This window comes from Nostoc sp. DedQUE02 (genome assembly GCF_034531035.1).
GTDB lineage: Bacteria > Cyanobacteriota > Cyanobacteriia > Cyanobacteriales > Nostocaceae > Nostoc.
In genome coordinates this window covers 44,041-70,512 of the sequence record NZ_JAVRBY020000025.1, presented here as the reverse complement: position 1 = coordinate 70,512, position 26,472 = coordinate 44,041, and the positions used below count along the sequence as shown (strand labels likewise).

Below are 26,472 nucleotides of genomic sequence, written 5' to 3'. Positions count from 1 at the left end.
ACTTATGACCTGATCTTGCGAAAGTTAGTTTATTGCAGATAATTGACAATCGCCATAGATTATTCTTACCCAAGCCCTCATTGACCAGATCAACTTTTTAGGATCATCACTTTGATTATGCCTAGTTCCAAAATCTTAGCCCAATCTTTCGACTATTATGGAGCTTACCCCTGCCCAGTCTGTCGGATAGGTAAGATTTCTCACATGCCACTGATGGAAGCTATGGCTTGTGACTTTTGTCAAGAGATTTTTACAGTCAACTTAGAACTACAGCAAATCAAGATGCCTTCTAGACAACCACCCCTAACTTGGCGTTGGAATGGGTTTAGTTGGATAGAAGGCCAGTTAGAAGGTGTGGAATTAGGTTGGGGTTATGGACTAGCAGCAGCAGTTTTTGTAATTCTTCCCACTAGTTTAATTGGCATAGTAGCTTACTATTTTCCTGCTAATCTGAAGGAACCCATTACCTGGACACCATATATATGGACGATATTAACTTTTTTATCACATTTATCAATTATTGTTTGGATTGTGATTGAAATTTATCAGATTCCAGTTGGAGCATATTTGAGAGCGATCGCACGATGGAGAAATGGGGAGATGGGGAGATGAGGAAGAGGGGAAGAAGGGAGGCAGGGGAGGCAGGAAGAGACGATTATTGCCCAATGCCCAATGCCCCACGATCAATAACAAATGATGCAGCGAATACATGGCTCCATCACTCATAATTAAGTTGATTGTCCACGAAAATATCGTATGAGCGATCTGGAGCGGTACTATAGAGTTTTGGAATTAGAGCCTGGGGCAACACTTGACGAAGTGAACCAGGCTTACAAAGATTTAGTCTTTGTTTGGCATCCCGATCGCATTCCTAAAGACAATCTCCGTTTACAGCAGAAAGCACAAGACAAGCTGAAAGCCATAAATGAAGCTCGTGAAAAGTTGCGTTCTCTAAAAACCAAACATCAAACCACATCTAATTCACCTTCACCATCATCTCAATACCAAACACCATCATCTCAATACCAAACACCATCACCTCAATACCAAACATCATCTCAGCCAACCCAGCCACCACCAAAGCAAAACTCAGACTTGAGTGGCAAAGACTACAGTCGGGCAAATTTGAGCAACAAAGACTTATCTGGCAGAAATTTGAGTTATGCCAACTTGAGCGGCGCTAATCTTAGTGACACTTTTATGCACAAAGTCAACCTCAGAGGGGCGAATTTATCTGAAGCAAATTTATTTCGGGCAAACCTCCTTTTAGCCGATCTCCGAGAGGCGAATTTACGCGCTGCTAATTTGATTGGAGCCGATCTCAGTGGAGCCGACTTGCGAGGAGCCGACTTGACGGGAGCGCGGATTCGCTCTGGTGAGCGCCTTCTGGTTAAACTAGTTGGCACTAACTTAGCAGGGGCAATTATGCCTGATGGTTCAATTTATCAATAACCGAGGTTCGCTAGGACACAGAGTAAGGTGGCACAGGTTCGCAACCGATTTTTTAGTGGAAGTACCGAAGTTAACACGCATAAGTAATGCTGTTACTTTGCTTTACGGTTAAATAATCAATTGCGATCGCCTCCTTTTTAGTATAAGTACTTAGATTGACACGCATAAGTAATGCTGTGCCGTTGCTTTGCGGTTAAATCATAAATTGCGATCGCCTAGTCAGTTTTACGGGAACACAATATAAAATCTTTAGTCATTAAGCAAGTACAGATTAAATCTCTAAGGTTTGACTAAGAAGTTAGAAGTCAAAAATTAGAATTAATTCAAGAAAAAATATCGTTAATTGTAGACTGCTAAATATTTTATTTAGTGAGGAAAGGTTTTGTCTTTTATTCAGCAGCCATAGATCAATTACGTATTTATTCTAAATCACGATACTGAATTTACTTTAGAGACTTCTAGAAGTAATTCAGTTCAATTCTAGTTACCTAAACTCAATATGCAGATGTAGCTTCGGTAAGTTAAATAGATAACTTTTCGATAGCTTTGAGGTGTCGATAATGGCTTTAATAGCCTGTATTTCGACTTTTTTGAGCGAATTAATCTAGTTGGCAAATTTATACTTGCCTAATTAATCCGTTGATTATTTTACCGAAAATAAGTTTATTGTAGATTCTTTATCCATATCAAAAAACCATCTAATAGTTATAAGTTATACATGGGTTTATTTCCCATTTAAATATGGTTGATACTGTTTTTTTAACGAGCGATTTTCCGTAATCAACCGCAACCAATTTGGAACTAACACTATCCAAAATACTCAAAACAGGTGAGTTATGAATAACCAAAATCTCAAGACAACATCTATCAACTTTATCAAATCTTCTCTGGCTGCGGCTACATTGATAACAGCTTCTGTCGGTCCTGCTTTTGCTAACGACAAAGTGGAAATTGTCGGCGCAGAATATGGTGGTAATGGCTGCCCTGAAGGATCTGCTAGTGTAAGTGTCAGTCCCGATGGTCAAGAGCTAAGTATTCTATTTGATAAGTTTATAGCTGTAGGAAACAAGTCAGAAGAAAGACGCAAAAACTGCAACTTAAGTATTCCGATTCAAGTCCCCCAAGGCTTTCAAATTTCTCTCTACGATGCTGATTATCGGGGCTATGTTGCTCCTGACACAACTGGCAGACTAAGAGCAGAGTACTTTTTTGCTGGCCAGCGTGGCCCTGTTTTTTCTCGGACATTTAATGGTGAACGTGATTACAACGTCCGCGATCAATTAGTGACTGTAGCTGATGTTTGGTCACGTTGTGGTGATAGTGTAAATATGCGAGTGAATGCTGCGATGACAGCCAGTGGTAGAGGAATGGCAACTGTTGATTCCTTTGATCTCGCCCACCGAGGGTTGGTTTATCATGTCAAATATCGTCAGTGTCGCTAAGTCTTTTCAAAGCTAAAAACAACAAACTCTTAGCTTTAAAAAAAATCTAATTTGTAGGGGTAATTCATGAATTGCCCCTACATTTCGTAATTGATGCGTAAGTCCTATCTAAGTTCATACACTAACCATTTTGGAAGTATTAAAACTTTCAAATCTATTAGTATGAACTATTTTGAATTCGGGAATCTGACATAGTAAAGTACGGCATAAATAAACCACCAATCTAGAATGTCTAAAAAATTTATGCAATGGTAATTACGAATTACCGAAAAAGCACTCAGCACTCCTGAATAATTACACAAAGCGGTACTATAGGAATCCGGTTTGATTAATGAAATTATTTGCGTAGGAGGTAAGAGGTAAGAGGCAATAGGCAATAGGCAATAGTCAATAGTCAAGAAACCTCTTTGAGTTGTACTGAATTTTTTCAGAAATCAAATATGAGTCCTATAGCCTCATCTATAATTACAAACTGGCTGTAAAATTGAATATGATACTTTAAGGCTTTTTGGCTCTGTGAACTTTTTTATCGGTTGTGCTGTTTGGGCATATAAAAGTTGGGTGGGCGAACTCTATCCTCAAGGTACTCGCGCTGCTGATTTTCTCCATCTTTACAGTCGTCGCTTCAGCACTGTAGAAGGTAACACCACTTTTTATGCCGTGCCTAACCAAGAAACTGTAATCCGTTGGGCTGCCGAAACACCAGCAGGTTTTGAATTTTGTCTAAAATTACCGCGAGATATTACCCATCAAGGACTGCTACAACCGTATATTCCGGCTGCTTTAAAATTTTTGGAAGATATGCGCCCGTTAGGTAAACGTCTTGGCCCAATATTTGCCCAGTTACCACCCAGTTATGCACCTGTATTACTTGACGATTTGACCAGTTTTCTGGAAGCTTGGCCGCGTACAGAAGCACCCTTAGCGCTGGAAGTTCGTCATCCTGATTGGTTCAGAGAATCCCATGCTAATAATTTGACAGCACTTTTAGAAAAGCTAGGTGTGGGAAGGGTACTGTTAGACTCGCGCCCGATCTACACTGGAGATGATGACCCCCAGTTGCAATCGGAACGGCGTAAACCTAAATTACCGTTGCAATTGAGTCTGACAGCACCTTTTACTCTGATTCGATTTATTTCTCATCCAAATTTATCAGTGAATCAGCCGTTTATGGAAGAGTGGGTGAGGCAGATTCAGCAATGGTTACAAATGGGAGTGCGAATTTATTTCTTTGTTCATTGTCCAATAGAAGCGCGATCGCCCAGCACAGCCCGTCACTTCCAACAGCTATTGGAACAGAGTAATACACAAGTTCCACCCCTACCTTGGAATAACCTTGAGTATCCCCCCAATCAACTCAGTTTATGGTGATTATATTCAGTAGATAATTGGTGTTGTAATACTTTTCTGTTAAAGCAAATTTTTTAAGCGCAGTTCTACCAAAGGAGGTTGAGATGAGTCGTCTTCTTTATGAAAATTCAGTCTCATACAAAGGATATCTCATAATTCCATTTGTTTTTGGCAAGGTGGATAACTACGAGATTTATTCCTATAGATTACTATCTGAAATTGGTAGAAAAAGCCAATTTCATAAAGCAGAAAACCCAGCAGGTATTTATGGAAATACCAGTAGTAATATCGTTGATATTGCTAAAGAACATATTGATAAAAATGCAGAGTTTGTTCATCAAGGGGATAGTTTTAAGTCTCGCTACATTTATCGAAACAATTTGATTATCATCTGCCAAGAAGGAAACAAATATTTTTATGACCATTACCCACCAGAGTTATTGAATAATATTGCAGCTCCAAAATTATTCACATCCGAATATGAATGTCTGAGTTGGATTAAGCAAGGATTTGATGGGCGACATGTGCGACAAAGAGCTATTTGAAGATGGATAGGTGCGATCGCCCCCGTTTTCTGGGCGATCGCATCGCGCTTTCATGAAGGCAGTTTTCTCGCCAATACCTTACTCCGAGCGTCTTCATCACCTGTGCAGCATTGCCTCGAATTCCACTATCGCCCCCCTTCAAGAATCTACAACAGATGTAATGCGTTTGTAGCGTTTACGCTCTGCTGACCACTTGTTACATACTTGTGTAACTATTTGTCTATCTTGTTGTGATAAAAGCTCATCTGGTTGACTACTAGCTAAAATTTGTGCTGCTTTTCTAGCTTGTTCATATTCCACACCGTATTTGACTAGTTCTGTATGAAATATTTTTTCTTTTTCCTCGACTGATATCAAAAAATTTTGCGGCATAAACTAAGGTTTAAAAGGTGTTGTCAAATTACATCTAACCTTTTCTACAATCTCTGTTGTTCTTTCTCCGGAGTGATTTAGCAACTAGAGCAAGATAACTTTTGATTTTAAATATTACAACTATTAAAGTTTTTTAACCGTAGCTTAATAATATCTTAAGAAGCTGGTCAAAGATACGAACCGAATGTCTCTTGGTCTTTGAGCTTCAGCCAATGTCCTCATAGAGGAGTCACTGAGAAAGCCTTACTCAACCCTTCGCGGAACGTCTTGCAGAGAAGGGGAGTATGAAAGTATGTCACAGATATTAAATAGAACCTGGCAATTGTTTGTATGTCTGAAGTTAAAGTTCACTCGATAACAATTCATTCTCAAGAGTCATGAAAGTAGCTTATCTAAGTAGCTAAATTAAGAATGACTGTACAATTAAAAATAAAAAATTATTAGAGATATTAGGCAAAATAGATTATAAATCTGAGGAAAACTATCAAGTATATTTATATTTTGTTAATATTATGGTACGAAAAATATTCCTTTTGTTGATTTGGCTAGGATTTGTTTTCTATACTATCTTGCTAGCCCCAGTTGATCAATCAGACACGTGGTCTTTAGGATGGAAGCTTTTAACACTTCAATGGGGAGAAATTAACGCTATTATCCCAACAATCTTTTGCTTGATGGGTGTTTGGCCTATGATCTATGCTTGCTTAATGTTTGCTGATGACAGAATGCAAAACTTTCGCGCTTGGCCTTATTTTATCGGCTCAAATTTCACGGGTGTAATTTGTCTTCTACTTACTTTATTTTTCGTAAATCTAATCAAGCATTCTATGGAATAAAAGATAGGTGGCTTTCAATTATTGAGCAACGAACAACAGGAGTTTGTCTTTTAGTTACTACTATTATTTTGCTGAGTTATGCAGTACTCGCTGGAAATTGGGAAGATTATACTCAGCAATTTTTTCACAGGTCTTTTGTTCACCTCATCAGTCTCGATTTCTGTTTGATGTGCTTGATATTTCCGGTTACTTCCTTATTTGATGATGATATGGCACGTCGAGGAATCAAGGATACACGTATTTTTTGGATTGTTGCTCTTTTCCCTTTGTTTGGGTCATTACTATATCTGTGTTTACGTCCGTCATTACCAGAAACTTTTTTAAAAGAGTGCAACACCACAGTAAATAGCCCGTTATGATGTACAGTTATTCATCCAAAGATAGTGGGCTGTCAAGGCAAAGGATGATAAAATGAGGCCAAATGTAGTTGTTCGGATCTTCCTTATGAACACGATGCAGGCAACATTTCTAAGTAATGCAGTTGAAAAATTATGTGATTGAATCTGCTCTTAGCCTAGTACTGAATTGCATAAGCTTGGAACATTTTTTAGTTTATTTATTTATATCTAAATTTATTAAATCTTTTTTTTCAAAAATTTATTCTAAAAGTCATAAACAAAACCATGACTAAAGTCATAGTTGAAGCATACACAAGATAAAAAATAGTTGTTAAATTAGTAAGGATTTGCAATAATTGCCCAGTTAAAAGGTTCGATTTCTATCGGGGCTTGTGACTAAATTTTCTTACTCTTTCAGCAACTTCGTTTTTTTATGTGTAGATTAATTGGCTATCTTGGTAACGCCATCTCATTAGATGAGTTGCTGTATAAACAAGAGCATTCGCTCTACAAACAAAGTTACAGTCCTTTGGAATTAAAATCAGGAGTAGTTTGTGCAGACGGAGTGGGTGTAGGGTGGTACGACGAAGTGGGTAAACCCTTCATTTACCGAAATACAATCCCGCTATGGAACGATACAAATCTGGAAGAGTTGAGCAACTATATACAATCTACTTGTACTGTAGGTTATGCCCGATTAGCTGGGACAGGTGAATCGCTTGACATTAGCAACTGTCAGCCATTTCGTAGTGGGAAACTGTTGTTTGTGCATAATGGCGAGATATCAAACTTTCAAGAAACTCTCTATAGACCAATACGTGAGAGCCTCTCTGATTCCACATATCGTCTGATTCAAGGCATGACTGACTCTGAACACATCTTCGCCCTGTTAGTGGAAATGTGGCAATCGTCTCCAGACAACACTCTGTTCTCAGCATTAAATGCCACAATTCAAAAATTAACTGAGTTGGCATCAAAACACAACACCAGCTTTAGTACCAATGTAATTGTCAGTGATGGTTCAGCAATTGCAGCAATTCGCTATGCTTATCGCACACAAGCGCCTACTCTTTATTGGTCTTATGACGCACTCAAGCATCCAAACCAAGTTATTGTTGCCTCTGAGCCTTTATCTAACAACCAAAATTGGACTGCTTTTCCTGAGCAAAGTACGCTATTTTTTCAAGCTCAGTCATTAGAGCCAACGATTAATGTGTTAGAGAGATTTGCTCCTATTGGAGGATGAACTTTAAATATTTAGTGATTTTTCTCATGAGAAAAATCACTAAATTTATATCATCTGCTGTAACTGGGTGTGAGGCAATACTACTTGGGTTTTGCATCTTTAAACTCAGAATTTGGTTTGGGGAAAAGGTTAAAGGGTAAGGGGGAAAGGTGAATTAAAACCTTTCCCTTTCCCCTTTCCCCCCAAAACCCGAAAAGTATTGAGAGGCATCTGGTTAATCTGCTCAAAAATCTCAGCGATCGCATCGCTTTAAAGCATTTTTTCTAAGAATTGCTTGGCCCTTTCGGACTGAGGATTTTGAAAAAACTTGTTGGGAGTAGTATCTTCTGCTAAAGTCCCTCGATCGAGAAACATAATGCGACTAGCCACAACTCTAGCAAATCCCATTTCGTGAGTAACAATCGCCATTGTTATCCCTGTTTGAGCTAAATCTTTGATTACTTGGAGTACATCTTTGACCATTTCTGGGTCTAAAGCAGAGGTGGGTTCATCAAATAAAATCATCTGTGGTGACATTGCCAAAGTTCGGGCGATCGCTACCCTTTGTTTCTGTCCCCCTGATAATTTGGATGGAAAGATATCTGCTTTTTCCTCTAAACCCACCTTTGTCAATAGTTCCATCCCTTTATTTTCGGCTAACTGCCGATCTATTCCTTTCACCTTAATCGGTGCATAGGTGACATTTTGCAATACTGTCATGTGGGGAAATAGATTAAAGTGTTGAAACACCATCACCAACTGTTGACGAACCTTGGCAATATTGACCTTGGGATGAGTAATTTCTTGCTCTTGAAAATAGATTCTGCCTTTAGTGGGACGTTCTAGCAAGTTCATGCACCGCAGAAAGGTAGATTTACCTGAACCAGAAGGCCCAAGAATCGCAACAACTTCCCCTTGGTGAATCTCTGTGGAAATATCTTTGAGTACGTCGAGTTTGCCAAAGGATTTACATAAGAATTCTGTCCGAATTACGGCTTTACTCACTTTCTCTTAACTTCCTTTCTAAAACGGATGCACTCTTAGTCAGACCCATAACTAAAATATAGTAGATAAACCCCGCAAACAGCAGAGGTTCAAAGTATATATACTTGTTTGCACCAACAATTTGGGCACTGCGTAATATTTCTACGACACCAATTGTTGATACCAAAGCTGAGTCTTTCAACAGCCCAATAGTTTCATTCACCAATGCAGGTAGAATGTTCTTCAATGCTTGAGGCAAAATTATGTCCCACATCATCAAACGATAAGGAACACCCATAGACATCGCCGCTTCAGTTTGTCCTTTATCTACTGCTTGAATTCCACCCCGGATGGTTTCTGACATATAAGCCCCTGAGTTGAGGGTAAAAGTTAGCACCCCTGCTTCTAAAGCCGAGATATCATAACCTGTTAGCTGGGGTGTGGCATAGTAAACCAAAGCTAACTGTAACAGCAGAGGCGTGCCTCGAAATACAGAGGTGTAGGCGTTAGCAAGCCAGGTGAAGGGCTTGATAGCAGTGATTTTACACAAAGACAGAACTGTACCCCAAATTAACCCAAGAAATACTGACAAAAGTGTAAACAACAACGTCAAAGGTATGCCTTTGAGGATAAAGGGGATGTCTGGGATAATTCTGGTAAAGTCTAGATTCAGTCCGCCTTTAGCAGGAGATTCAGATACAGTAGTGGTTGAGGTAGTTTGCGAAAACCATTTTGTAACTAATTTTTCTAGTTCTTTTTCAGACTTCATTTGTTGTAAAGCTTTATTAAAAGGTTCCACGAAGGTCGAACCTTTAGGAAAAGCGATCGCGGAACCACTCTCTTCATCTGAGGGAATAACGTTAAACTCTAAATCTGTGTTGGCTTGGGCGAATCCTCTAGCAACGGTATCCTCAACAATTGCTGCATCAATTCGCCCTGATTTGATCTCCTGAATTATTTCTGGTACCTTGTTGAGTTGTTTTAGCTGAATCCCTGTAACTTTTTGGGCAATTTTTTTAGCATTTTGCTCTTGGATAGTCCCCAGTTGTACCCCAACTTTTTTAAAAGTTAGGTCTTTAGTCTGTCTGAGATTGTTATTTTTGAGAGCGACAATCGTATCTTTTGCTTGGTAATAAATAATTGAAAAATCAACATTTTTTTTCCGCTCTGGGGTGGGAGTCATCCCAGCCATCACAAAGTCAGCCCGCTTTGCTTGCAGTGCCGGAATTAATCCATTAAAATCTGATTCTATTACCTGGAGTTTAAATCCTAGTTTTTGAGCAAGAGTTTTGGCAATATCTACATCAAAGCCAACAATTTGCCTCTCACCATTCTTAGTATCATAAAACTCATAAGGTGGATAATCTGGGGAAGTAACCATCGTCAGCGTGTCTTTGCCTAAAGATGAGGCTGCTTTTAGAGAATGGCTATATGGAATGATATTAATCAATACCATTGTTGCAAGCAGCATCGTTAATAACCATGCTTTTTTTTTATTCATGAATTTGATAATTTTTTAGGAAAACAATGTATATTTCTCCAACATGAAGACTAGCCAATACGGTTCGGATAAGCATTTTTCATTTTCCTTGTGGTCTGGAGAATGGGTTTGCAGGTATTGGGTAAAGGATGTATTCAAAACCTTTCCCCTTTTCCCTTTCCCCTTTAACCAAACCGTATTGGGAGACTAGCCAGTGATTAAAGTAAAGGAGTCAGTAATCGGGAGACTCTCACAGCTAACTTGAACCAAATAGGTTTTTTGTCGTACTCATTAAGATCAACAGCAACACAGACAGCTAAATCATCCTCTAACATCTTCTTCACCCTTTGAACAAATCCAGGCTCGGTAATAAAACCCATAACTTCAAAGTTTAAAGAAAAAGAGCGATTATCTAAATTAACAGTTCCTATTCCTGCTAAACTCTCATCAATGACTATAACTTTTTGGTGCATAAAGCCATTTTTGTAACGATACAATTTGATACCGATTTTTTCCATTTCCGTGTAGTAAGAGAAGGAACATAAATAAACAAATAAATGATCGGGTCGATTTGGTAAGAGAATTCGCACATCTACACCTCGCATTGCTGCCAGTTTTAAGGCTGATAATGTTGCCTCATCGGGCACAAAGTATGGACTAGCAATCCAGAGGTGAGTTTGAGCTTGATTAATTAGTTCGACGAAAAAAAGCTTACAAGCTGGCAGATGATCTGCGGGGCCTGTCGGAAGTATGAATGCAGTTTGATTAATTTCTTGATTAATTTTTACCTGCCAATTCACTTCGATCAGTTCTCGAGTCGCCCAATACCAATCTCGCACAAAGGAGTTTTGTAGGCTTTGTACTGTTGGGCCTTCGAGCATGATATGGGTGTCGCGCCAGGGACTCAAACGAGGATTTTTCCCTAAATATTCATCACCAATATTCAGTCCACCGACAAATGCGATTTCTCCATCCACTACTAGAATTTTTCGATGATTGCGAAAATTAAATTGGAAGCGATTACCCTGACCTTTAGTGGTGTTAAATGCACTCACTGCAATTCCATGCTGTTGTAGAGATTGGATATAAGGACGAGATAGTTTCTTAGAACCAATTTCATCGTAGAGAAAGTAGATGCTTATTCCTTGCTTGGCTTTAGCAATCAACGCTTCTTTAAACTCATTACCTGATTGGTCATCGTTAACAGTATAGGATTGCAACAAAATATAATTTGTTGCCGATGCAATCTTTTTCAGCATCGCTTCATAGGTTTGTTGACCATTAATGAGCAATTCGGTAGCATTGCCTGATGTAAAAGAAATTTCTGTAAAAGCCTCCGCTAATGGTTGCAATTCGGCTAGATTATCTGGTGGCGCAACTTGAAATTTAATCAGTTCGCTGTAAGTTGAATGAAAAAGCTTGTAGTGTTCTGCATAGACTGAACGCAGTGTTTCAGCATATCCATGAAATTTAGTTCTTCCTAAAATCCAATATAACGGAATCGCTAGCCAGGGAAAGGTAATTAGAGAAATGCTCCAGGCAATTGCCCCTTGGGAAGAACGCACATTCATCACTGCATGGGCTGCATGTGTAACTCCTACGATATGAACAACAACTGTAGTTGCGCTAAAAATCGCTAGAACACCACCATCTACAAGCATTTTATTTTTTTTGAGTATTGGTACAAGTAAATTCTACGAGCAATGGTTTATGATCGGATGAACAAATTTGGTCTAGCACCTTAGCACTGGCTTCTTTCACAGTGATATCTCGATAAAAGATATGATCTAAAGGGGGCGATAACAAGAAGCGTTTAATTTTATCCTGATGATCAGGTGCAAAAATTACAGGCGTTAATCCTAATTGAGTTATTACTTCATTCAGGATAACTGCTCTTTTCCGACTCCAAGTATTGAAATCTCCTGAAAATATTAGTGGGCCACGATGTACAGATAACGCTAACTCTAATTCTTTTAGTTGTATTTTAAATTTATTTAAATTTACAAAATTGATCAGATGACTATTGATTGTCAGGAGAGTTGTGCTTTGTTCAGATAGCAGATACTCAGTAATTAAAGAAATTTTAGGAGTTTTAACAATTGGCTCATGATGTTTAGTAGTTATAACTCTTTTGCTAAGTGGACTGATTGTCGCTGCTGTGAAAATGCCCGAATAAGTTTGATGATGAATATCTACAAAGTTAGGAGCAAAGCTCCAATTCATTTTCAGCCATTTTTCCCATTCATCTGCTTCTAATTTTAGAGAAAATTCTTGTAAAAATATGAGGTTTGGTTGATAATTTTCAATTATTTTTGAGAAATCCTTGAGCCAGACTTTATTATAATTCTGTTTAGCGATATTCCAACTGAGAACTTTAATTGATTTACTATTAATTTCTGTTTGAAGTGAATTCTTTTTATCAATTGTGAGTTCTTGTAAACGAAGAAATCTATAACCCGGAACAAATTTCGTAACGAGAGTGTTTACGCGTTCTTGAATATTAGACATTACTAATATTAAAATAAATTTATTCTAGCTTAACGCTATTGCACAGTTGTTATAGAAGGATGGCACGCTTGTAAAGCTATAAGCTATGCTCCATAATCACTACAGCTTTTAAGAGATGCATCAGGTGATTGTCCCTGATGCAATGCCCTGGATCGCTACAAAGTTCAATGCCCGATGAGCCTATAGAATGCTAGCGCATTCGCATTAAGGATTACTAACTAACATTAGATGCTTACTGCTCAGGCAAAACATTTACTGAATGGTTACTAAAATTCTGTTTAAGATAGCGTGGATCGCTTACTCCTACGTGCAAAAACAGTGCTGTAACTAATCCACCCATAACTGCTACCAAGAAGGTAGTTCTATAGTCAATATTTTCCACTATCCATCCACCTAGTAGGGGAGCAAGGATGGTGGCAGGAGCGACAAGGGTATTACCAAGACCAATATAGGCTGGTCGTTGGCGCTGGTTCCCAAACTCTAAGGTCATTACCGCCGCAACATTTTGTAGACCTACCATACCTATTCCCGCTCCTATAAACACTAAGTAAAAACAGTTTACATTTGGTGCTAGGCAAGCTAAAACCGAACTGAACGCACAGGCAACACAACCAATTTGTAAGACTAACTTGTTACTCCAGCGATCGCCTACCCAACCCAAAACCAATCCAGCAATAGTTTGCGTGACCATCAGTACAGTAGTAATTAACCCAATAAATACTTCTCCTATCTGATATTGATGTACTGCATAGAGTGTATAGAAGGGAAGTGGCATCAGTGCTAACTGTGAGAGGATACGTGCAATCACAAAACAACGAAAATTCTCATCACACCGAAGAATCACACTCACACTGTCCCAAAATTCACGTCTATTTTCAATGTCAGATGATGGAGTGTTTACTGGCTCTCGCGTCCTAGACATAAAAAACCAAGATAGAGCCATTGCAATACTGGCACACAAAAAACACAGAGCAAAGTTAAATGGTTGGGCAATTTCCTTAAGGAATAAACTAGCGATCGCAGCACCACAAATGCCCATCAGATTACAAGATGCTGATATAGCACCGTAAAAAATGCCAAGCTTTCTGGAGGGAACAATTTTAGCAACCATGCTTTGCCAAGCAGGAGCGCTAAATCCGCCACCTAGTCCTTGCCAAATGAGTAGGGCAAATGTCAACTGTAAGATAGTTTGACTATTGAGTTGTAGCTGTAACAAAGCCACCAGTGCTAATCCCAAAAAAGGAAGTTTCTGATGAATTGTCAACAACATAACTGTTGGTTTGTAATACTGTAGACGAGCTACTTTATCAGCTGTTAATAGCTGAGGTAGTTGCCAGCCTAAGCGTGGAATAGCTGGGATCAGACCGATGAGCAATGCAGAATTGGTAAAACTACTCACAAATAGAGGAATGATCGTGATAAATGAGGCAAAACCACACCCCAAGCCAAAAAATCCACTTTCAATAATATTGACAGTAAAGTTATAACGGATGTCTTTTTGAATTTCAGAATTGAGCATTTTTATAGATATTCCAAGTTTGGTGATTAATTCTCTATTGGGGAAACTCAGGCTGCATTTTAAACAGGTTTATTTTCTTTTTTGAGGTACTTAGAAAGTACTAAGTACCTCAAAAAAACTGAGTTCCATAAATTGTTCCCAAATGTCGTAGTTAAATCACCGTTGAAGAATATTTTTGTAAAATTTCCCAATTTTCACGTCTGCAATGTTTTTGGCAATTTGGCTCCAAATAGACCTCTCTCCTAATACCGTTCGGTTAAGGAATTTTTTGGTTGAGGCAGGCAGGGGGAGCAGGGGGAGAAGAGAAGCAGGGGAAGAGAAGAATTACTGAACAATAACCCTCTTTCCTCCCCTGCCTCTCCGAACCGTATTGACCTCTCTCCTACAAGACTAGGGTGTACACACAAGTCGGAAAAACTTCATCTACCAAAGATTTGCAGTGCGTCACGCTGGCGTGACAAAGCTAAATTGTTGCAATCATGGCGATGCCTACGGCTGGCTACGCCTACGCATTTGTTATTTCGGGGTACTCATTTGTTATTTCGGGGTACTCATTTGTTATTTCGGGGTACTCATTTGTTATTTCGGGGTACTCATTTGTTATTTCGGCGTACTCATTTGTTATTTCGGCGTACTCATTTGTTATTTCGGCGTACCCATTTGTTATTTCAGGGTACTCATTTGTTATTTCAGGGTACTCATTTGTTATTTCGGCGGACTCATATCATGTCCGCTTGATTGCTTATTAAACCCGAAGAACCCCACCCCCGCCAAAGTTCTAACCCAAGCGTATTGATTTAAAGCCGCCTCTGTTGAATTGTACGCAACCAAGTGTGAAGCGTAGGCATCGCTAATGCCGAATTGAAGAAGCGTAGATAAACGGGCGAAAATCAAAACCCAACGTCAGCAGCAGTGCAAGGCTGAATTATCTCGTCACGATGAAGTTGAAGTTACGCGGCTTGACAAAAAATAGGGCGTTGCAGAACAGTGGATGAATTGGGGCAAGCAGGGGAGGAAATTTTAGGGCATTGCTGATTGTGGTATGAAAAATAATTTTGCGTTATTTCAAAATCCTTGTAGAGACGTTGCAATGCAACGTCTCTACATCCAAATTCATGCCTCGATTCAGCAACACCATTTTAGAAGTTGCCAAATCATCCCGCTTTCTCTGCAATGCCGGAAATTTTTATCCTAGTAAATAGTTGTGAGTAGTTTACGTAGTGTATTCGGCGTTAATCTTCACGTAGTCATAACTTAAATCACAACCCCAAGCTTTACCTGAACCATAACCATTGCCAACATTAACGGAGATTGACACCGTATCCTCTTGGAGATAAGCACCTAGCGCTGCTTTTTTCAAATAAGCACTTGCGGCTGCACGGTCAAATTGCAGAGGTTGTCCATTTTCTAACATTAAGAAATTCCCTAGCTTAATTTGCAGGTTTTCTTGCTCAAAGGGCACACCTGCACGTCCGGCGGCGGCGGCGATGCGTCCCCAATTTGGATCGCGGCCAAAGATTGCAGATTTAACTAAGGATGAACCAGCGATGGTTTTGGCTATTTGTCGGGCTGAAAGTTCATTCTGCGCCCCTGTCACTTCTACTTCAATGAGACAGGTTGCGCCTTCACCATCACGAGCGATCGCTTTGGCTAAATGCTGGCAAACTGCTGTTAACATCGCCTCTAATTTCTCTGCTTCTGCGCCCACTTCTGTAATTGCTGGGGTGCGAGATTGACCATTTGCCAAGGCAATTAAGCTGTCGTTGGTGCTGGTGTCACCATCCACAGTGATGGAATTAAAGCTTCTATCAGCTGCCCTTGCTAACATCTGCTGCCAAAGATGAGGCGAAACCACGGCATCACAAGTAACAAATGCCAGCATGGTTGCCATGTTAGGGTGAATCATGCCGGAACCTTTGGCAATGCCGCCAATTCTTACCGGGCGATCGCTTATAGTTGTCTGTAGAGCAATGGATTTTGTTACCAAGTCTGTAGTAATAATCGCACCGGCGGCGGCATCTGAGCCTGTTTCTGATAGTGCCGCTACTACTTTGGGAATCCCACTTCGCAAAGCATCCATCTTAATTCTTTGACCAATTACACCAGTGGAAGCCAATAACACAGATTCAGACGAGATGTTCAGGGCTTGGGCTACTGCTAGAGCAGATTCTAGGGTATCGAGGTTGCCTTGAGTTCCTGTCGCGGCGTTTGCTTGTCCAGCGTTGCAGAGGATGGCACGAGCGCTTTGTTTGGCTTGCAAGCGTTGGCGACAATATTCTACGCAAGCAGCTTTCACTTGGCTGGTGGTAAATACACCAGCTGCGATCGCTTCTACTTCTGAGAATATCAAAGCTAAATCTGCCAACCCCGAAGGTTTCAACCCTGCGGTAATTCCCGCCGCCTGATACCCCCTTGGTGCTGTGATACCACCTGTGATTTTTTGCCAATCTGCCATCATTCTTCACTCTAAACTATTAAGGGATTTGAACAACCTCTCAATAGTTTAAAGTTTTGAGGGTAAATTTTACCCTGTATTCCGCTCTTCTGAGAGAAAAATAGTCTGCAAAAATACAGTATCCGGCGACAATAGCTCTATCCAGCCATCTACATTAGCAAACTGAGGATACCCCCGATAAAATTCGGTTGTTAGCTCAAACCTCACACTGTTACGAATTTTGGCACTCCGAATGCTGTAGGAGTTGCTCATATTCATGCTTATGTACAGCGTGTACTTAAGATAATAGACTATTTATAATCTTACAAATTAAATTGATGTTCGGCTTTAGGTTCATGTTGATGAAAATTAAGCGAACAAGGCTCTAATGTCATCAATCTTCATTAATCTTTAATTTATGGAGAATTTAAAATGAACAATCAAATCAAAGAAATTAAACTTCTATTTCTCAATCTCTCAAATGGGGATGATGAGTTTCGACAAAATCGTGAGGAAACTTTAAAACATATTAGAGCAATTCCCAAAATAGACATTGAAGAAACAAACTCACTTGAAACGGCAAAAGAAAAGCTTATAGGCTTTAATACTTTTGATTTAGCATGGGATGTTTTTTGTGTGTGGATTGATGCGGAAAATTCTCATATCTGGGATGATTTAGCCAACTTCAAAGATCAACATAAAGAACTTGATTATCTAGGAATTATTGTTGTATTTGGCTTCAATGAAACCATTCAAGAAAAAGCTCGTGATGCGATGTTAGGGGGGATATACGCATTTGCTTGTCCTTTCAATTCCTATGTTCTAGAAGCCTATATTGAATCAATAGGCTTAGAAATGAAAAATTCTAAATCTTTGTTAAAGTTTAAAAAAGACTTTCTTCAAGAGCAAGATTTTGATTTTGAGGAAATGGTAGAAAATGTTTTTCTGGAGTTAAAAACTAATCCAATAGTTGGATACGACAGAGCTACAATATCATTAATTGATAATGAAACTAGTGAAAGATATTTATTGAAATATGATGGTATTCGTTCAAACCCAGATCGACAACTTCTCAAAGTAATTAATGAAGATAATTTGATCAAAAATGTCAATGAAAAGGGCGTAATTATCATAGATGATCTTAAGAATTTACGTGATAATTATCCAGAGCAATTACATAATATGGGTTGGAAAAATGAGGATGCAACAAATGATATTAACTCTTGGGTTGGTTTTGCTGCAAAACGTCAAAATAAAAGTATAGCCATTATTACTCTCGATCACAAAACTCCAGGTCATTATGCACGATATAAAGACAAACTGGTTAACTTTCTTAAAGGCTATAGTGAAATTCTCGCGGATACGATCGTAGACTTTTTACAGGAAAGAAATGCCAGGGTAGTTAGAGAAATTACACGTGAAATCGGAGATGACCTAAAAAGTAAGACTCTGATGCATCAAATACTTGTGAAGCTAAGAGATGAACTTAAATGTGATAATTGTACGTATTTTAACGTTTCCTCTTCTATTGATGTTAGCGAAACTTTTCTTGAAAAATGGGTTGCAGCCAATGACTCAAAAGAATTTGAAGAACAATCGCGAAGATTTAAAAGACGTTTCAAGAAAGGAGAAGGAATTGTCGGCTGTGTGTTAACAGATGGTAAGAGTAGAATTATACCAAATGCGGCAGAAAATGCGGAGTTTGAACCAACTTTGCACTTTACAGGTAGCAATCTTTCTATGCTGGCAGTGCCTGTAATACCTTATATAGATGCAAACGAGGTTAGCCAGTCCAACCGGATGATTGGTGTAATTAATTGCTATAAGGAAAAGAAAGATCATTTTACTATTTATGATCGGGATCTTGTTGAAACCGTTGCACAAAGTACGGCAACTATCATTGAACGTACAATGACTTTAGAGTACTCGAACGATATCAGCAGCAAGATGAATGATCTTGTACTCGATAAAAACAAGACAAACAAGACAAATTTACTCAAAAAAATTTGTGAACACGCGTTAAAAGTCACCAGTGCTAGGGCGGCAGTTATTCATCGGTTAGAATATTCCGCAACATTACCAAATGGTGAGGAAACTTATAGAGTCAAAGGTGAGCCTTATACTTTTCCTGAAAACGATAAGCCACAACTTCCCCGCTTGGATGGAAGCGGCACTACAGATGTTGTAATTCGACAAAAGAAGACAACGGAGTTTTCCGAAAGCTTTGGAAACTTTAACTGTATTCCAGAAGAATTAATCAATCTAGGAATTAAGTATCAAATAGTTGTTCCTTTGATGATTAAAGATGAAGAAGAAAAACAGCGTCTTATTGGGGCTTTATATCTAAATAAATATTCAGAAATCCCCTTTTCTGAAGTTGAAAAATTCGCACTTGAGTTGTTTGCAAGCCAAGCCGCCAGCACAATTTATCATCAAGAGTTTTTGTCTGAAAGACTAACTTGGACTAAAGCCAATACGGATCTTGCTAGTGCTATTGAGGTTATAGCTACGAGAGACGATCCAGCCCTGCTGCTAAGAGATATTGTGCGTTATGCTTACTCCCTGGTAGCTCCAAGTTTTAGCTATCTAGCTATCTTGACTGATGACAGCAATCTTGACTACAAAGCTGCCTGGCCGGAATCTATTTTAGCTGAACTAAATGAATTTCATGGCGATAATGAAAATTTTATAAATAAAAACAAAATAGGAATTACAAAACTTGCCGTCAGGCAACGAAAAACCATTCTTATTGCTGATCTTCACGAAGAAGAAAGGAAAAATTCGGAATATTGGCAGGAATATATTCTCTTTAGAAAAGAAACTCGCTCAGAGCTTGTGGTTCCGATCATAGGTGTTGACAAGATAATTGGTGTAATTAACCTTGAGCATGAAGAACCCTACGCTTTTACTGAGGTACACAGAGAAGTTATTGAACATTTTGCAAGACAAGTTGCAATTGCATTTCAAAAGAAAAATCTTGTTGAATCTGTCAGCCGTCAGAAGAATATATTAATTGGGCTTCAACGCTCTTTACAAAAGATAATTGAATCGCCGCATCCTCAAGATATGTTGCGAAATGCAGTTTGGCAAACTCGAGAAGCCGTTGGAGCTAATGAAGTTATTGTTTTTCCAATTCAAAAACAAAACGGTAAATCGGAAATTTTGATCAAAGACATTGTTCCTCTGAATTTTAACAGCAATAAAATTAATGCTTTGAAAGAAGTATCTCTGCAAGTGTATGATGAGCAAAAAGCTGGAGTGTATGATGACAAAAAAAAGATTCGTGTATCTAAAATCAAATTTCTTCTTAAGTCTATAAATGTAAATAATTCCGATCAAAAGCAAATAAATAAATCAGTTGTTGCTTGTGGGTTATGCGTTCCCTTCTCCTCTCGATATGAGAAGATAGGTGTCATGTGGATACTCTTTTCAAAACCATTTGAAAAAGAGCTTTCAGAAGAAGATAAAGCTATCTATCAGGTATATGCTAACCAGATAGCATTAGCTTACACTAGTGCCAAACAATCTGAGACATTAAAGCAAAAACTTTCTAAGAATACGTCTGAACTTACTGCGAACATTGATCATAACTACAAAGATGCTCGAAAACAAGCAAATATAAGTTTTGGAATCTCAATATGCACTTCACTTGCTGGACTTATACTTATATTCTATGGTGTATCTAATTTAATAACCAAAAGCGACAAAACTTCCACAGCTTTTACTGGTGAAAGTGGTATTGCTACCTTTGTTGGTGTATTGTTACAAGCAGTTACTGTGTTAGCGTTCGACCGTGGAAAAGCAGCAAACGAACGCATGGATCGATATCATAAAGAATTGTATAATGTGCGCCAATTGGAGATATTACTCTCGGCCACAGAACAGCTTGATCCAGAAACTGCGCCAAAGGTAAAACAAGAAATTATCCAGAGTGCTACTAATAGTTGGATTGAATCTGTTAGTGAATCAAATTCACGTCCTTCAAAACCTACTGAAGTTAAACCATCGGTGAAGCCTGAGCAAGGCGAATAGGTTGGATCAAATCAAATTGCGTCGCTCTCTAGATCATCACGGTGTATTTACTTACTAAAATCAATTATTTCTGCACTAAGGGTTAATACTTATTTATTGAGATTATTTCTAAAATTTTTTGAACTTTATCCGTAAATACCACGAAAATAAAATAAAAAAGAGAGCTACTTAAGCAGCTCTCCAGATCATCAGGGTGCATCTACTTACCACAGCATATCATTTTACGTATGAGGGTTGTCACCAGTTTTTATATGAAGATTGTGTGAAGCAAGACCGGGAAAATACTTAGTTGGGGGATTGAGAATTGGGCATGGGGCATTGGGCATGGAGAAGAGACAAGGTAGACAAGGAAGAGGGGGGAGACTTGGGAGAGACTGGTTCAATAATTCCTCCTTGTCCCCTTGTCTCCTTGTCTCCCTTGTCCCCTGCTTCCTCACCTAGCAAAGCTAGCTTGACCGAGACTCTAGGCGTTCAGTTTTTTCTCGACCAATTCGTTGGTCAGCTTAGGATCGGCACGTTTTTCTGTCTTTTTGAGAACTTGTCCGACAAAGAAGCCTTTGAGGTTGGTGTTACCGTTGCGATACTTTTCTAGTTCTTTGGGATTTGCGGCTATGACTTCATCAACGATAGGTTCCAGTACACTAGGATCGGTGATTAACTCAAGACCTGCAAAGGCTTTCTCAGGAGAAATACCACTAAGCAAATCTGGCAACTTTTGTTTAGCTTGAGCATTGCTAATTTTGCCCGTTTCAATGCGAGTGATAATATCTGCTAAATTGGTGGGAGTCAGTCCGATTTGACTAATAGTGAGTTTTTGCTTATTCAGGTGGGCTGCAATATCTTGAGTAATCCAGTTGGCAGCAGCTTTGGGATTTGCTCCAGATGCGATCGCAGTTTCAAAATATTCGGCGATTGAACGATCTTCTGTTAACACTCGCGCATCGTAAGCGGAAAGCCCCAATTCGCTTTCATAATGATGGCGTTTTTGGGCTGGTAATTCTGGTAGTTCGCTACGCCATTGCTCTAATTGTGCATTTGACACCTCAATTGGTGCTAAATCTGGTTCCGGGAAGTAGCGGTAATCGCTAGAACCTTCTTTCACCCGCATACTACTTGTGCATTGAGCGCCTTCTTGCCACAACCGAGTTTCTTGAATGATGCGATCGCCTGCTTCGATGGCGGCGATTTGGCGTTCAATTTCGTAGTCAATCGCCCGTTGAATGGCGCTGAAGGAGTTCATGTTTTTAATTTCTACCTTGGTGCCAAACTCCTTTTGTCCCACTGGACGCACCGAAATGTTGACATCGCACCGCAGAGATCCTTGTTCCATATTGCCGTCACTCACGCCGAGATACCGGACAATCCGACGCAACTCTTCGGCATATTCAGCAGCTTCTTGTCCAGAACGCAGATCGGGTTCGGAAACAATTTCTACTAATGGGATACCTGCGCGATTGTAATCTACCAAAGAATAGGAAGAACCAGAAAGGCGATCGCTACCAGCGTGTACCAATTTTCCCGCATCTTCTTCCATGTGCAGACGCGTGATACCAATGCGTTTGCGAATCGGATTACCCTCAGCATCTACCAACTCAATTTCTAACCAACCATGTTCTGCGATCGGTAGATCGTATTGAGAAATTTGGTAATTTTTCGGTAAATCTGGATAAAAATACTGCTTACGGTCAAATTTGCTATATTTAGCGATTTGACAATTTAGTGCCAAACCAGCTTTGACGGCGTATTCTAATACTTTTTGATTGAGTACAGGTAAGACTCCAGGTAAACCCATACAAACCGGGTCAATGTTAGTATTGGGGTCAGAGCCGAATGCCGTAGAGCTATTAGAGAAAATCTTGGTATTGGTACTCAGTTGACAATGGGTTTCTAAACCAATAATCGCTTCATACTCAGTTTTTACGGTCGTAGCAGTGGTCATAATATCAATAATTTGGGCATAATTCTTGTAGTGGTACTATTGTAGCGGCGTATTGAGTTGCTCTGAAGACGGTTATTTGGGTGAGCAATGCTTACCTTTTGAGCTTAAAAAGGGAGATGCACATCTAAAGTGAAGAAAATCTTAATCATTGGTTCTGGAGGTGCTGGTAAATCTACCCTAGCCCGCGAATTGGGAACCATATTAAGTTTAGAAGTGATTCACTTAGATGCTTGGTACTGGAATCCTGGTTGGGTTGAGACTCCAAAAGCTGAATGGCAAAGCATAATCCAAGACCTAACCCGACGAGAATCTTGGATTATGGATGGTAACTATGGCTGTACTCTCGACCTTCGTTTATCGGTTGCAGATACGGTAATTTTTTTGGATTTTCCCCGGATTTTATGTTTATCGCGAGTGATTAAACGTCGCTTCATGTATGCAGGACAATCCAGACCTGATATGGCATCAGATTGTCCTGAAAGATTGAATTGGGAATTTCTCAAATATATCTGGTCATACCCAATTATTCGCCGTCCTGGAATTTTAGAAAAACTTAGTCAAGTAACACTAAACCAGCAAGTTATTATTCTTTGCAAACCACTAGAAGTCAGAGAGTTTTTGCAAAAAATGTCTCAATATTAAAATCTACTCAATTGATTTTGATTAAAGTTATCTGAAAAAATAGTAAGATTAAATATTTTACTTATCTGCTAACTAACTAGCAGTAAAAAAAGTTAAATTCCTATTATGACTTACGCAAGTGTCACAAAAAAATCGGATTTGTAGTTTGTAGTAAGGGCTTTAGCCCTTATTTTGTTCGCTACGCGTAGCTTGCTTCCCCGGAGGGGTACACTACGAACTGAAAATAATATGCCAGTTGCGTAAGTCCTGACTAGAATAAAGCATTGAATTAGCAAATTAGTTCAGGGAGCAACTAAGATTATGATTGATGTCAAAACAGCAGTAAATGCTGCATATCAATATATAAAATCCATCCAAGATATGATGGGTTCTTCATTAGAAGATTTGAGACTTGAAGAAGTCGAACTTTCTGAGGATAAAAGCTTCTGGTTGATTACTTTAGGGTTTGATATTCCTAAAAATCCTCCTAAAAGTCGATTGGACGACTTAATTCCTCCCTCTCTTACTTCTACCCTTGTGTTGTATGAACGAGAATATAAACTTTTTAAAGTAAATTCTCAAACAGGCGAAGTAGAGGCAATGAAAATTAGAGAAGTATGAAAGATTTGATTGCTTCCCTTATTCAGCGTTATTGCCAAAAAGGAGTTTTAGTTGATACAAACATCCTGCTTCTTTTGTTGGAAGCATTAATTTCTATAATTTATATATACAAATTAAAAAACGTTTGGGAGTGTTGCCGTGTTTCCACCCCAAACGCTTTTTATTTTTAACTTGCTCCTCACACACAATTAGATAATATCATTGCTTCAATTATAAAAAAAGTATTTAGTGTGACACTTTGTAAACCGCACACTCAATGAGCAATGATTTAGTGTAAAAAGTGACGTACACCAGTTAAGACCATCAGTAAACCCAGTTCGTTGGCAGCAATGATAGAATCTTTATCGCGCAAACTTCCCCCTGGTTGGACGATGGCTGTAATTCCTGCGGCGGCGGCTGTTTTGACTGAATCATCAAAGGGGAAGAATCCATCGCTGGCTAGAATTGCACCTTTGGCTTTTTCTCCAGCTTGTTCTAGAGCTATTTTAACTGAGCCAACGCGGTTCATTTGACCAGCGCCTACTCCTAGTGTAGTGCGATCGCTTGTGACAACGATGGCATTTGACTTAACGTGTTTGCAAACTTTCCAAGCAAACAGCAATTCCGCTAATTCGCTGTCGGTGGGTTGACGTTCGGTGACTACTTGCCATTGACTGGTATCAGCAATTATATCATCGCTAGTTTGGACAAGAAAACCACCTGCGATCGCTTTCACTGTATCCTTAGGGCCACTGCTCAAATCAGCTAGAGTCAAAACCCGCACGTTAGATTTTTTGACAAGGATTTCTTGAGCTTCGGCTTCACAACTTGGTGCAACCACACACTCTAAAAATGTTTTGGTTAACTCGCTGGCTGTAGCCGCATCAATTGGACGGTTGAGTGCGACAATCCCACCAAAAGCAGAAGTAGAATCGGCATTGAAAGCTTTTTGATACGCTTCAAAAATAGTGCTTCCCAATGCCGTACCACAGGGATTTGTATGTTTAATTATCGTTGCTGCGGGGGTATCAGTGAACTCAGCAATAATTTGGCGTGCAGCTTCTAAATCAACTAAATTATTGTAACTAAGTTCTTTGCCTTGCAGTTTTGTAGCGGCTGCCCATCCTGTTGGAGTAGTACCAGTTTGATACCAGGCGGCGGGTTGATGAGGGTTCTCACCGTAACGCAGAGATTGTAATTGTGTGCCGCTGAGGTTGTAGTTTTGCGTGCCTGCGAGGTAAGATGCGATCGCGCGATCGTAACTAGCAGTGTGCGAAAATCCTTTTAAAGCAGCCTTTTGCCGAAACTCTAGGGAAGCTACGCAGTTATTTTGCCGCAATTCCTCTAAATACTCGTCATACTGTGCGGGATCGCATAATACAGCCAAATGGGCGAAATTTTTCGATGATGCCCGTAGCATTGCTGGCCCGCCGATATCAATCTGTTCAACAGCTTCAGCTAATGTTACCCCTGGTTTAGCAATAGTTTCCTCAAAAGGATAAAGATTCACCACCACTAAATCAATCGGGCGAATTTGGTTATTTTCCAAATCTGTAATATCTTGAGGAACATCCCGCCGTGCCAAAATTCCGCCATGAATTCGGGGATGTAGCGTTTTGACTCGACCACCTAAAATTTCTGGTGAACCTGTATAATCTGCAACTTTGGTAACAGGGAGTCCCGCATCTTTGAGTGCTTGGGCTGTTCCCCCACTGCTGATTAAATCAAAGTCGAATTCTTCAACCAAGCTACGGGCGAGGTCAATTAAACCAGTTTTGTTAGATACACTCAGCAGGGCTAGACGCGCCATTGATCGATTCCTTAAAAGTAGGCTAGAAGCGAAGGATCTCAAGTTTTGCATAAGCCTTGGTTCACTTCAAGACCATGAGGAATAATATTGACTCGTGTAATTTATCTGCTTACATCCCCCACAGTTAGCACTGTCGAAAATGCTGAAAATAAGGACTCAGTAGGCTTAGTCTCTAATATTTGCGATCGCCTAAACTAAAAGTAAGCATCTTTTTCCACATAACACCTATGGTTCAGTCTTCTAATCAACGCCTCACCCTAGAAGAATTTCTCGCACTTCCCGAAGGAGATATTACATACGAGTTTGTTAATGGTGAAGCTGTACCTAAATATAAAGATAATGAGATGTCACCAAAATTTTTTCATGGCTCGACTACTGGTGCTTTATTTATACTACTGTCTACATGGGCACAAGCAAAAGGTCGGGTTGTAATTGAATGGGCAATTAAACTAACACGAAATCAACAAGATTGGATGCCTGTGGCCGATCTGACCTATATTTCTTATAACCGTCTTCCTGCTGATTGGCTATTAGACGAAGCTTGTCCTGTTGCACCTGAATTAGTCATCGAAATCATTTCACCTGGTCAAAGTTTTGGTGAAATTGCCGAAAAAGCTACTGATTATCTGAATGCTGGTGTTTCTCGTGTTTGGGTAGTTGATACAAAAGCTAGAACTGTAACTGTATTTGCGCCATCTTCCTTACCGATTACTTATCGATCTCATCAAATAATTACTGATGATTTACTATCAGAATTGGAAATTACCCCTCACGCAATCTTTCAACAAGCTGGATTAAACCCCTAAAATTTCATTATGAATCAGAATAATCTAAAGTATTGCTAATAAAAAATTTGATAATCTGAATTTAATGGCAATAACAAAAATAGAAAAACTTAATCATTAAGAAACAAACTTTATAGTTTTTTGTGTAACAGCACTTTTCTTTAATGCCGATTCAGTTAGTTATTCCTTCAAAAATTTTG

The 26,472-nt window shown here is 39.3% G+C and carries 21 protein-coding genes; 11 read left to right on the top strand and 10 right to left on the bottom strand.

From position 1 onward, the window contains the following. Positions 1 to 117 precede the first annotated feature (117 nt). From RMX98_RS19495 to RMX98_RS19475, 5 genes are all read left to right on the top strand, one after another. The gene (locus tag RMX98_RS19495) at positions 118 to 612 is read left to right on the top strand and encodes a hypothetical protein (protein WP_322679574.1); all 495 of its coding nucleotides are present in this window, start codon (positions 118 to 120) and stop codon (positions 610 to 612) included. A gap of 144 nt (positions 613 to 756) precedes the next feature. Then, positions 757 to 1,452, top strand: a complete 696-nt coding sequence (locus RMX98_RS19490; RefSeq protein ID WP_322679575.1) for a pentapeptide repeat-containing protein — start codon at positions 757 to 759, stop codon at positions 1,450 to 1,452. Positions 1,453 to 2,288: 836 nt separating this feature from the next. After that, positions 2,289 to 2,894 (top strand): DUF4360 domain-containing protein, encoded by a 606-nt coding sequence (locus RMX98_RS19485; RefSeq protein WP_322679576.1) that lies wholly within the window; start codon positions 2,289 to 2,291, stop codon positions 2,892 to 2,894. 516 nt (positions 2,895 to 3,410) lie between these two features. Next, entirely contained in the window at positions 3,411 to 4,265 is an 855-nt protein-coding gene (locus RMX98_RS19480; RefSeq protein ID WP_322679577.1) for a DUF72 domain-containing protein, read from the top strand. A gap of 83 nt (positions 4,266 to 4,348) precedes the next feature. Beyond that, on the top strand, positions 4,349 to 4,789 hold the full coding sequence (locus tag RMX98_RS19475; RefSeq protein WP_322679578.1) for a hypothetical protein: 441 nt from the start codon (positions 4,349 to 4,351) through the stop codon (positions 4,787 to 4,789). Positions 4,790 to 4,927: 138 nt separating this feature from the next. Here RMX98_RS19475 and RMX98_RS19470 read toward each other — a convergent pair whose 3' ends face one another. Continuing rightward, positions 4,928 to 5,161 carry a hypothetical protein gene (locus tag RMX98_RS19470; protein ID WP_322679579.1) on the bottom strand — a complete coding sequence of 78 codons (234 nt, stop codon included), beginning with the start codon at positions 5,159 to 5,161 and terminating at the stop codon, positions 4,928 to 4,930. A gap of 781 nt (positions 5,162 to 5,942) precedes the next feature. Here RMX98_RS19470 and RMX98_RS19465 point away from each other — a divergent pair. Together RMX98_RS19465 and egtC are read left to right on the top strand one after the other, a co-directional pair. Then, the gene (locus RMX98_RS19465; RefSeq protein WP_322679580.1) at positions 5,943 to 6,356 is read left to right on the top strand and encodes a hypothetical protein; all 414 of its coding nucleotides are present in this window, start codon (positions 5,943 to 5,945) and stop codon (positions 6,354 to 6,356) included. Between the two features lie 412 nt (positions 6,357 to 6,768). Then, positions 6,769 to 7,581, top strand: coding sequence for an ergothioneine biosynthesis protein EgtC (gene egtC, locus RMX98_RS19460; protein ID WP_322679581.1), 813 nt, complete (start codon positions 6,769 to 6,771; stop codon positions 7,579 to 7,581). Between the two features lie 249 nt (positions 7,582 to 7,830). On the opposite strand, the gene RMX98_RS19455 is transcribed toward egtC, so the two are convergent. From RMX98_RS19455 to RMX98_RS19425, 7 genes are all read right to left on the bottom strand, one after another. Beyond that, on the bottom strand, positions 7,831 to 8,565 hold the full coding sequence (locus RMX98_RS19455; RefSeq protein ID WP_322679582.1) for an amino acid ABC transporter ATP-binding protein: 735 nt from the start codon (positions 8,563 to 8,565) through the stop codon (positions 7,831 to 7,833). Continuing rightward, a complete protein-coding gene (locus RMX98_RS19450; RefSeq protein ID WP_322679583.1) occupies positions 8,558 to 10,045 on the bottom strand; it encodes an ABC transporter permease subunit in 1,488 nt (495 codons plus the stop codon). The genes RMX98_RS19455 and RMX98_RS19450 overlap by 8 nt, the downstream gene beginning before the upstream one ends. A 197-nt stretch (positions 10,046 to 10,242) precedes the next feature. Next, the gene (gene cls / locus RMX98_RS19445) at positions 10,243 to 11,685 is read right to left on the bottom strand and encodes a cardiolipin synthase (RefSeq protein ID WP_322679584.1); all 1,443 of its coding nucleotides are present in this window, start codon (positions 11,683 to 11,685) and stop codon (positions 10,243 to 10,245) included. Position 11,686: 1 nt separating this feature from the next. Continuing rightward, positions 11,687 to 12,532 carry an endonuclease/exonuclease/phosphatase family protein gene (locus RMX98_RS19440; protein ID WP_322679585.1) on the bottom strand — a complete coding sequence of 282 codons (846 nt, stop codon included), beginning with the start codon at positions 12,530 to 12,532 and terminating at the stop codon, positions 11,687 to 11,689. A gap of 232 nt (positions 12,533 to 12,764) precedes the next feature. Continuing rightward, complete coding sequence (locus RMX98_RS19435) at positions 12,765 to 14,051, bottom strand: MFS transporter (RefSeq protein ID WP_322679586.1); 1,287 nt, start codon at positions 14,049 to 14,051, stop codon at positions 12,765 to 12,767. A 1,213-nt stretch (positions 14,052 to 15,264) separates the two neighbouring features. After that, the gene (argJ, locus tag RMX98_RS19430) at positions 15,265 to 16,506 is read right to left on the bottom strand and encodes a bifunctional ornithine acetyltransferase/N-acetylglutamate synthase (RefSeq protein ID WP_322675998.1); all 1,242 of its coding nucleotides are present in this window, start codon (positions 16,504 to 16,506) and stop codon (positions 15,265 to 15,267) included. 69 nt (positions 16,507 to 16,575) lie between these two features. Further along, positions 16,576 to 16,758, bottom strand: a complete 183-nt coding sequence (locus RMX98_RS19425; RefSeq protein ID WP_322675961.1) for a hypothetical protein — start codon at positions 16,756 to 16,758, stop codon at positions 16,576 to 16,578. A 159-nt stretch (positions 16,759 to 16,917) separates the two neighbouring features. On the opposite strand from RMX98_RS19425, the gene RMX98_RS19420 reads away from it, so the two are divergent. Beyond that, positions 16,918 to 20,517, top strand: coding sequence for a GAF domain-containing protein (locus RMX98_RS19420; protein WP_322675962.1), 3,600 nt, complete (start codon positions 16,918 to 16,920; stop codon positions 20,515 to 20,517). A 463-nt stretch (positions 20,518 to 20,980) separates the two neighbouring features. Here the strand turns inward: RMX98_RS19420 and gatB are convergent, their stop codons facing one another. After that, on the bottom strand, positions 20,981 to 22,456 hold the full coding sequence (gene gatB / locus RMX98_RS19415) for an Asp-tRNA(Asn)/Glu-tRNA(Gln) amidotransferase subunit GatB (protein WP_322675963.1): 1,476 nt from the start codon (positions 22,454 to 22,456) through the stop codon (positions 20,981 to 20,983). Between the two features lie 129 nt (positions 22,457 to 22,585). Between gatB and RMX98_RS19410 the strand changes: the two genes are divergently transcribed. Together RMX98_RS19410 and RMX98_RS19405 are read left to right on the top strand one after the other, a co-directional pair. Next, positions 22,586 to 23,098, top strand: a complete 513-nt coding sequence (locus RMX98_RS19410; protein WP_322675964.1) for a DNA topology modulation protein — start codon at positions 22,586 to 22,588, stop codon at positions 23,096 to 23,098. 300 nt (positions 23,099 to 23,398) lie between these two features. Further along, complete coding sequence (locus RMX98_RS19405) at positions 23,399 to 23,698, top strand: hypothetical protein (protein WP_322675965.1); 300 nt, start codon at positions 23,399 to 23,401, stop codon at positions 23,696 to 23,698. A 268-nt stretch (positions 23,699 to 23,966) separates the two neighbouring features. Here the strand turns inward: RMX98_RS19405 and purH are convergent, their stop codons facing one another. Then, positions 23,967 to 25,487, bottom strand: coding sequence for a bifunctional phosphoribosylaminoimidazolecarboxamide formyltransferase/IMP cyclohydrolase (gene purH / locus RMX98_RS19400; protein ID WP_322675966.1), 1,521 nt, complete (start codon positions 25,485 to 25,487; stop codon positions 23,967 to 23,969). Between the two features lie 227 nt (positions 25,488 to 25,714). On the opposite strand from purH, the gene RMX98_RS19395 reads away from it, so the two are divergent. After that, on the top strand, positions 25,715 to 26,293 hold the full coding sequence (locus RMX98_RS19395; protein WP_322675967.1) for a Uma2 family endonuclease: 579 nt from the start codon (positions 25,715 to 25,717) through the stop codon (positions 26,291 to 26,293). The last annotated feature ends 179 nt before the right edge of the window (positions 26,294 to 26,472 follow it).

Coding starts and splice junctions, on each gene's coding strand:
- cls (WP_322679584.1), bottom strand. CDS start 11,685: ATGCTTGTAGATGGTGGTGTTCTAGCGATTTTTAGCGCAACTACAGTT.
- RMX98_RS19395 (WP_322675967.1), top strand. CDS start 25,715: ATGGTTCAGTCTTCTAATCAACGCCTCACCCTAGAAGAATTTCTCGCA.
- RMX98_RS19485 (WP_322679576.1), top strand. CDS start 2,289: ATGAATAACCAAAATCTCAAGACAACATCTATCAACTTTATCAAATCT.
- RMX98_RS19450 (WP_322679583.1), bottom strand. CDS start 10,045: ATGAATAAAAAAAAAGCATGGTTATTAACGATGCTGCTTGCAACAATG.
- RMX98_RS19475 (WP_322679578.1), top strand. CDS start 4,349: ATGAGTCGTCTTCTTTATGAAAATTCAGTCTCATACAAAGGATATCTC.
- egtC (WP_322679581.1), top strand. CDS start 6,769: ATGTGTAGATTAATTGGCTATCTTGGTAACGCCATCTCATTAGATGAG.
- RMX98_RS19470 (WP_322679579.1), bottom strand. CDS start 5,161: ATGCCGCAAAATTTTTTGATATCAGTCGAGGAAAAAGAAAAAATATTT.
- purH (WP_322675966.1), bottom strand. CDS start 25,487: ATGGCGCGTCTAGCCCTGCTGAGTGTATCTAACAAAACTGGTTTAATT.
- argJ (WP_322675998.1), bottom strand. CDS start 16,506: ATGGCAGATTGGCAAAAAATCACAGGTGGTATCACAGCACCAAGGGGG.
- RMX98_RS19435 (WP_322679586.1), bottom strand. CDS start 14,051: ATGCTCAATTCTGAAATTCAAAAAGACATCCGTTATAACTTTACTGTC.
- RMX98_RS19420 (WP_322675962.1), top strand. CDS start 16,918: ATGAACAATCAAATCAAAGAAATTAAACTTCTATTTCTCAATCTCTCA.
- RMX98_RS19490 (WP_322679575.1), top strand. CDS start 757: ATGAGCGATCTGGAGCGGTACTATAGAGTTTTGGAATTAGAGCCTGGG.
- RMX98_RS19495 (WP_322679574.1), top strand. CDS start 118: ATGCCTAGTTCCAAAATCTTAGCCCAATCTTTCGACTATTATGGAGCT.
- RMX98_RS19425 (WP_322675961.1), bottom strand. CDS start 16,758: ATGAGCAACTCCTACAGCATTCGGAGTGCCAAAATTCGTAACAGTGTG.
- RMX98_RS19405 (WP_322675965.1), top strand. CDS start 23,399: ATGATTGATGTCAAAACAGCAGTAAATGCTGCATATCAATATATAAAA.
- gatB (WP_322675963.1), bottom strand. CDS start 22,456: ATGACCACTGCTACGACCGTAAAAACTGAGTATGAAGCGATTATTGGT.
- RMX98_RS19440 (WP_322679585.1), bottom strand. CDS start 12,532: ATGTCTAATATTCAAGAACGCGTAAACACTCTCGTTACGAAATTTGTT.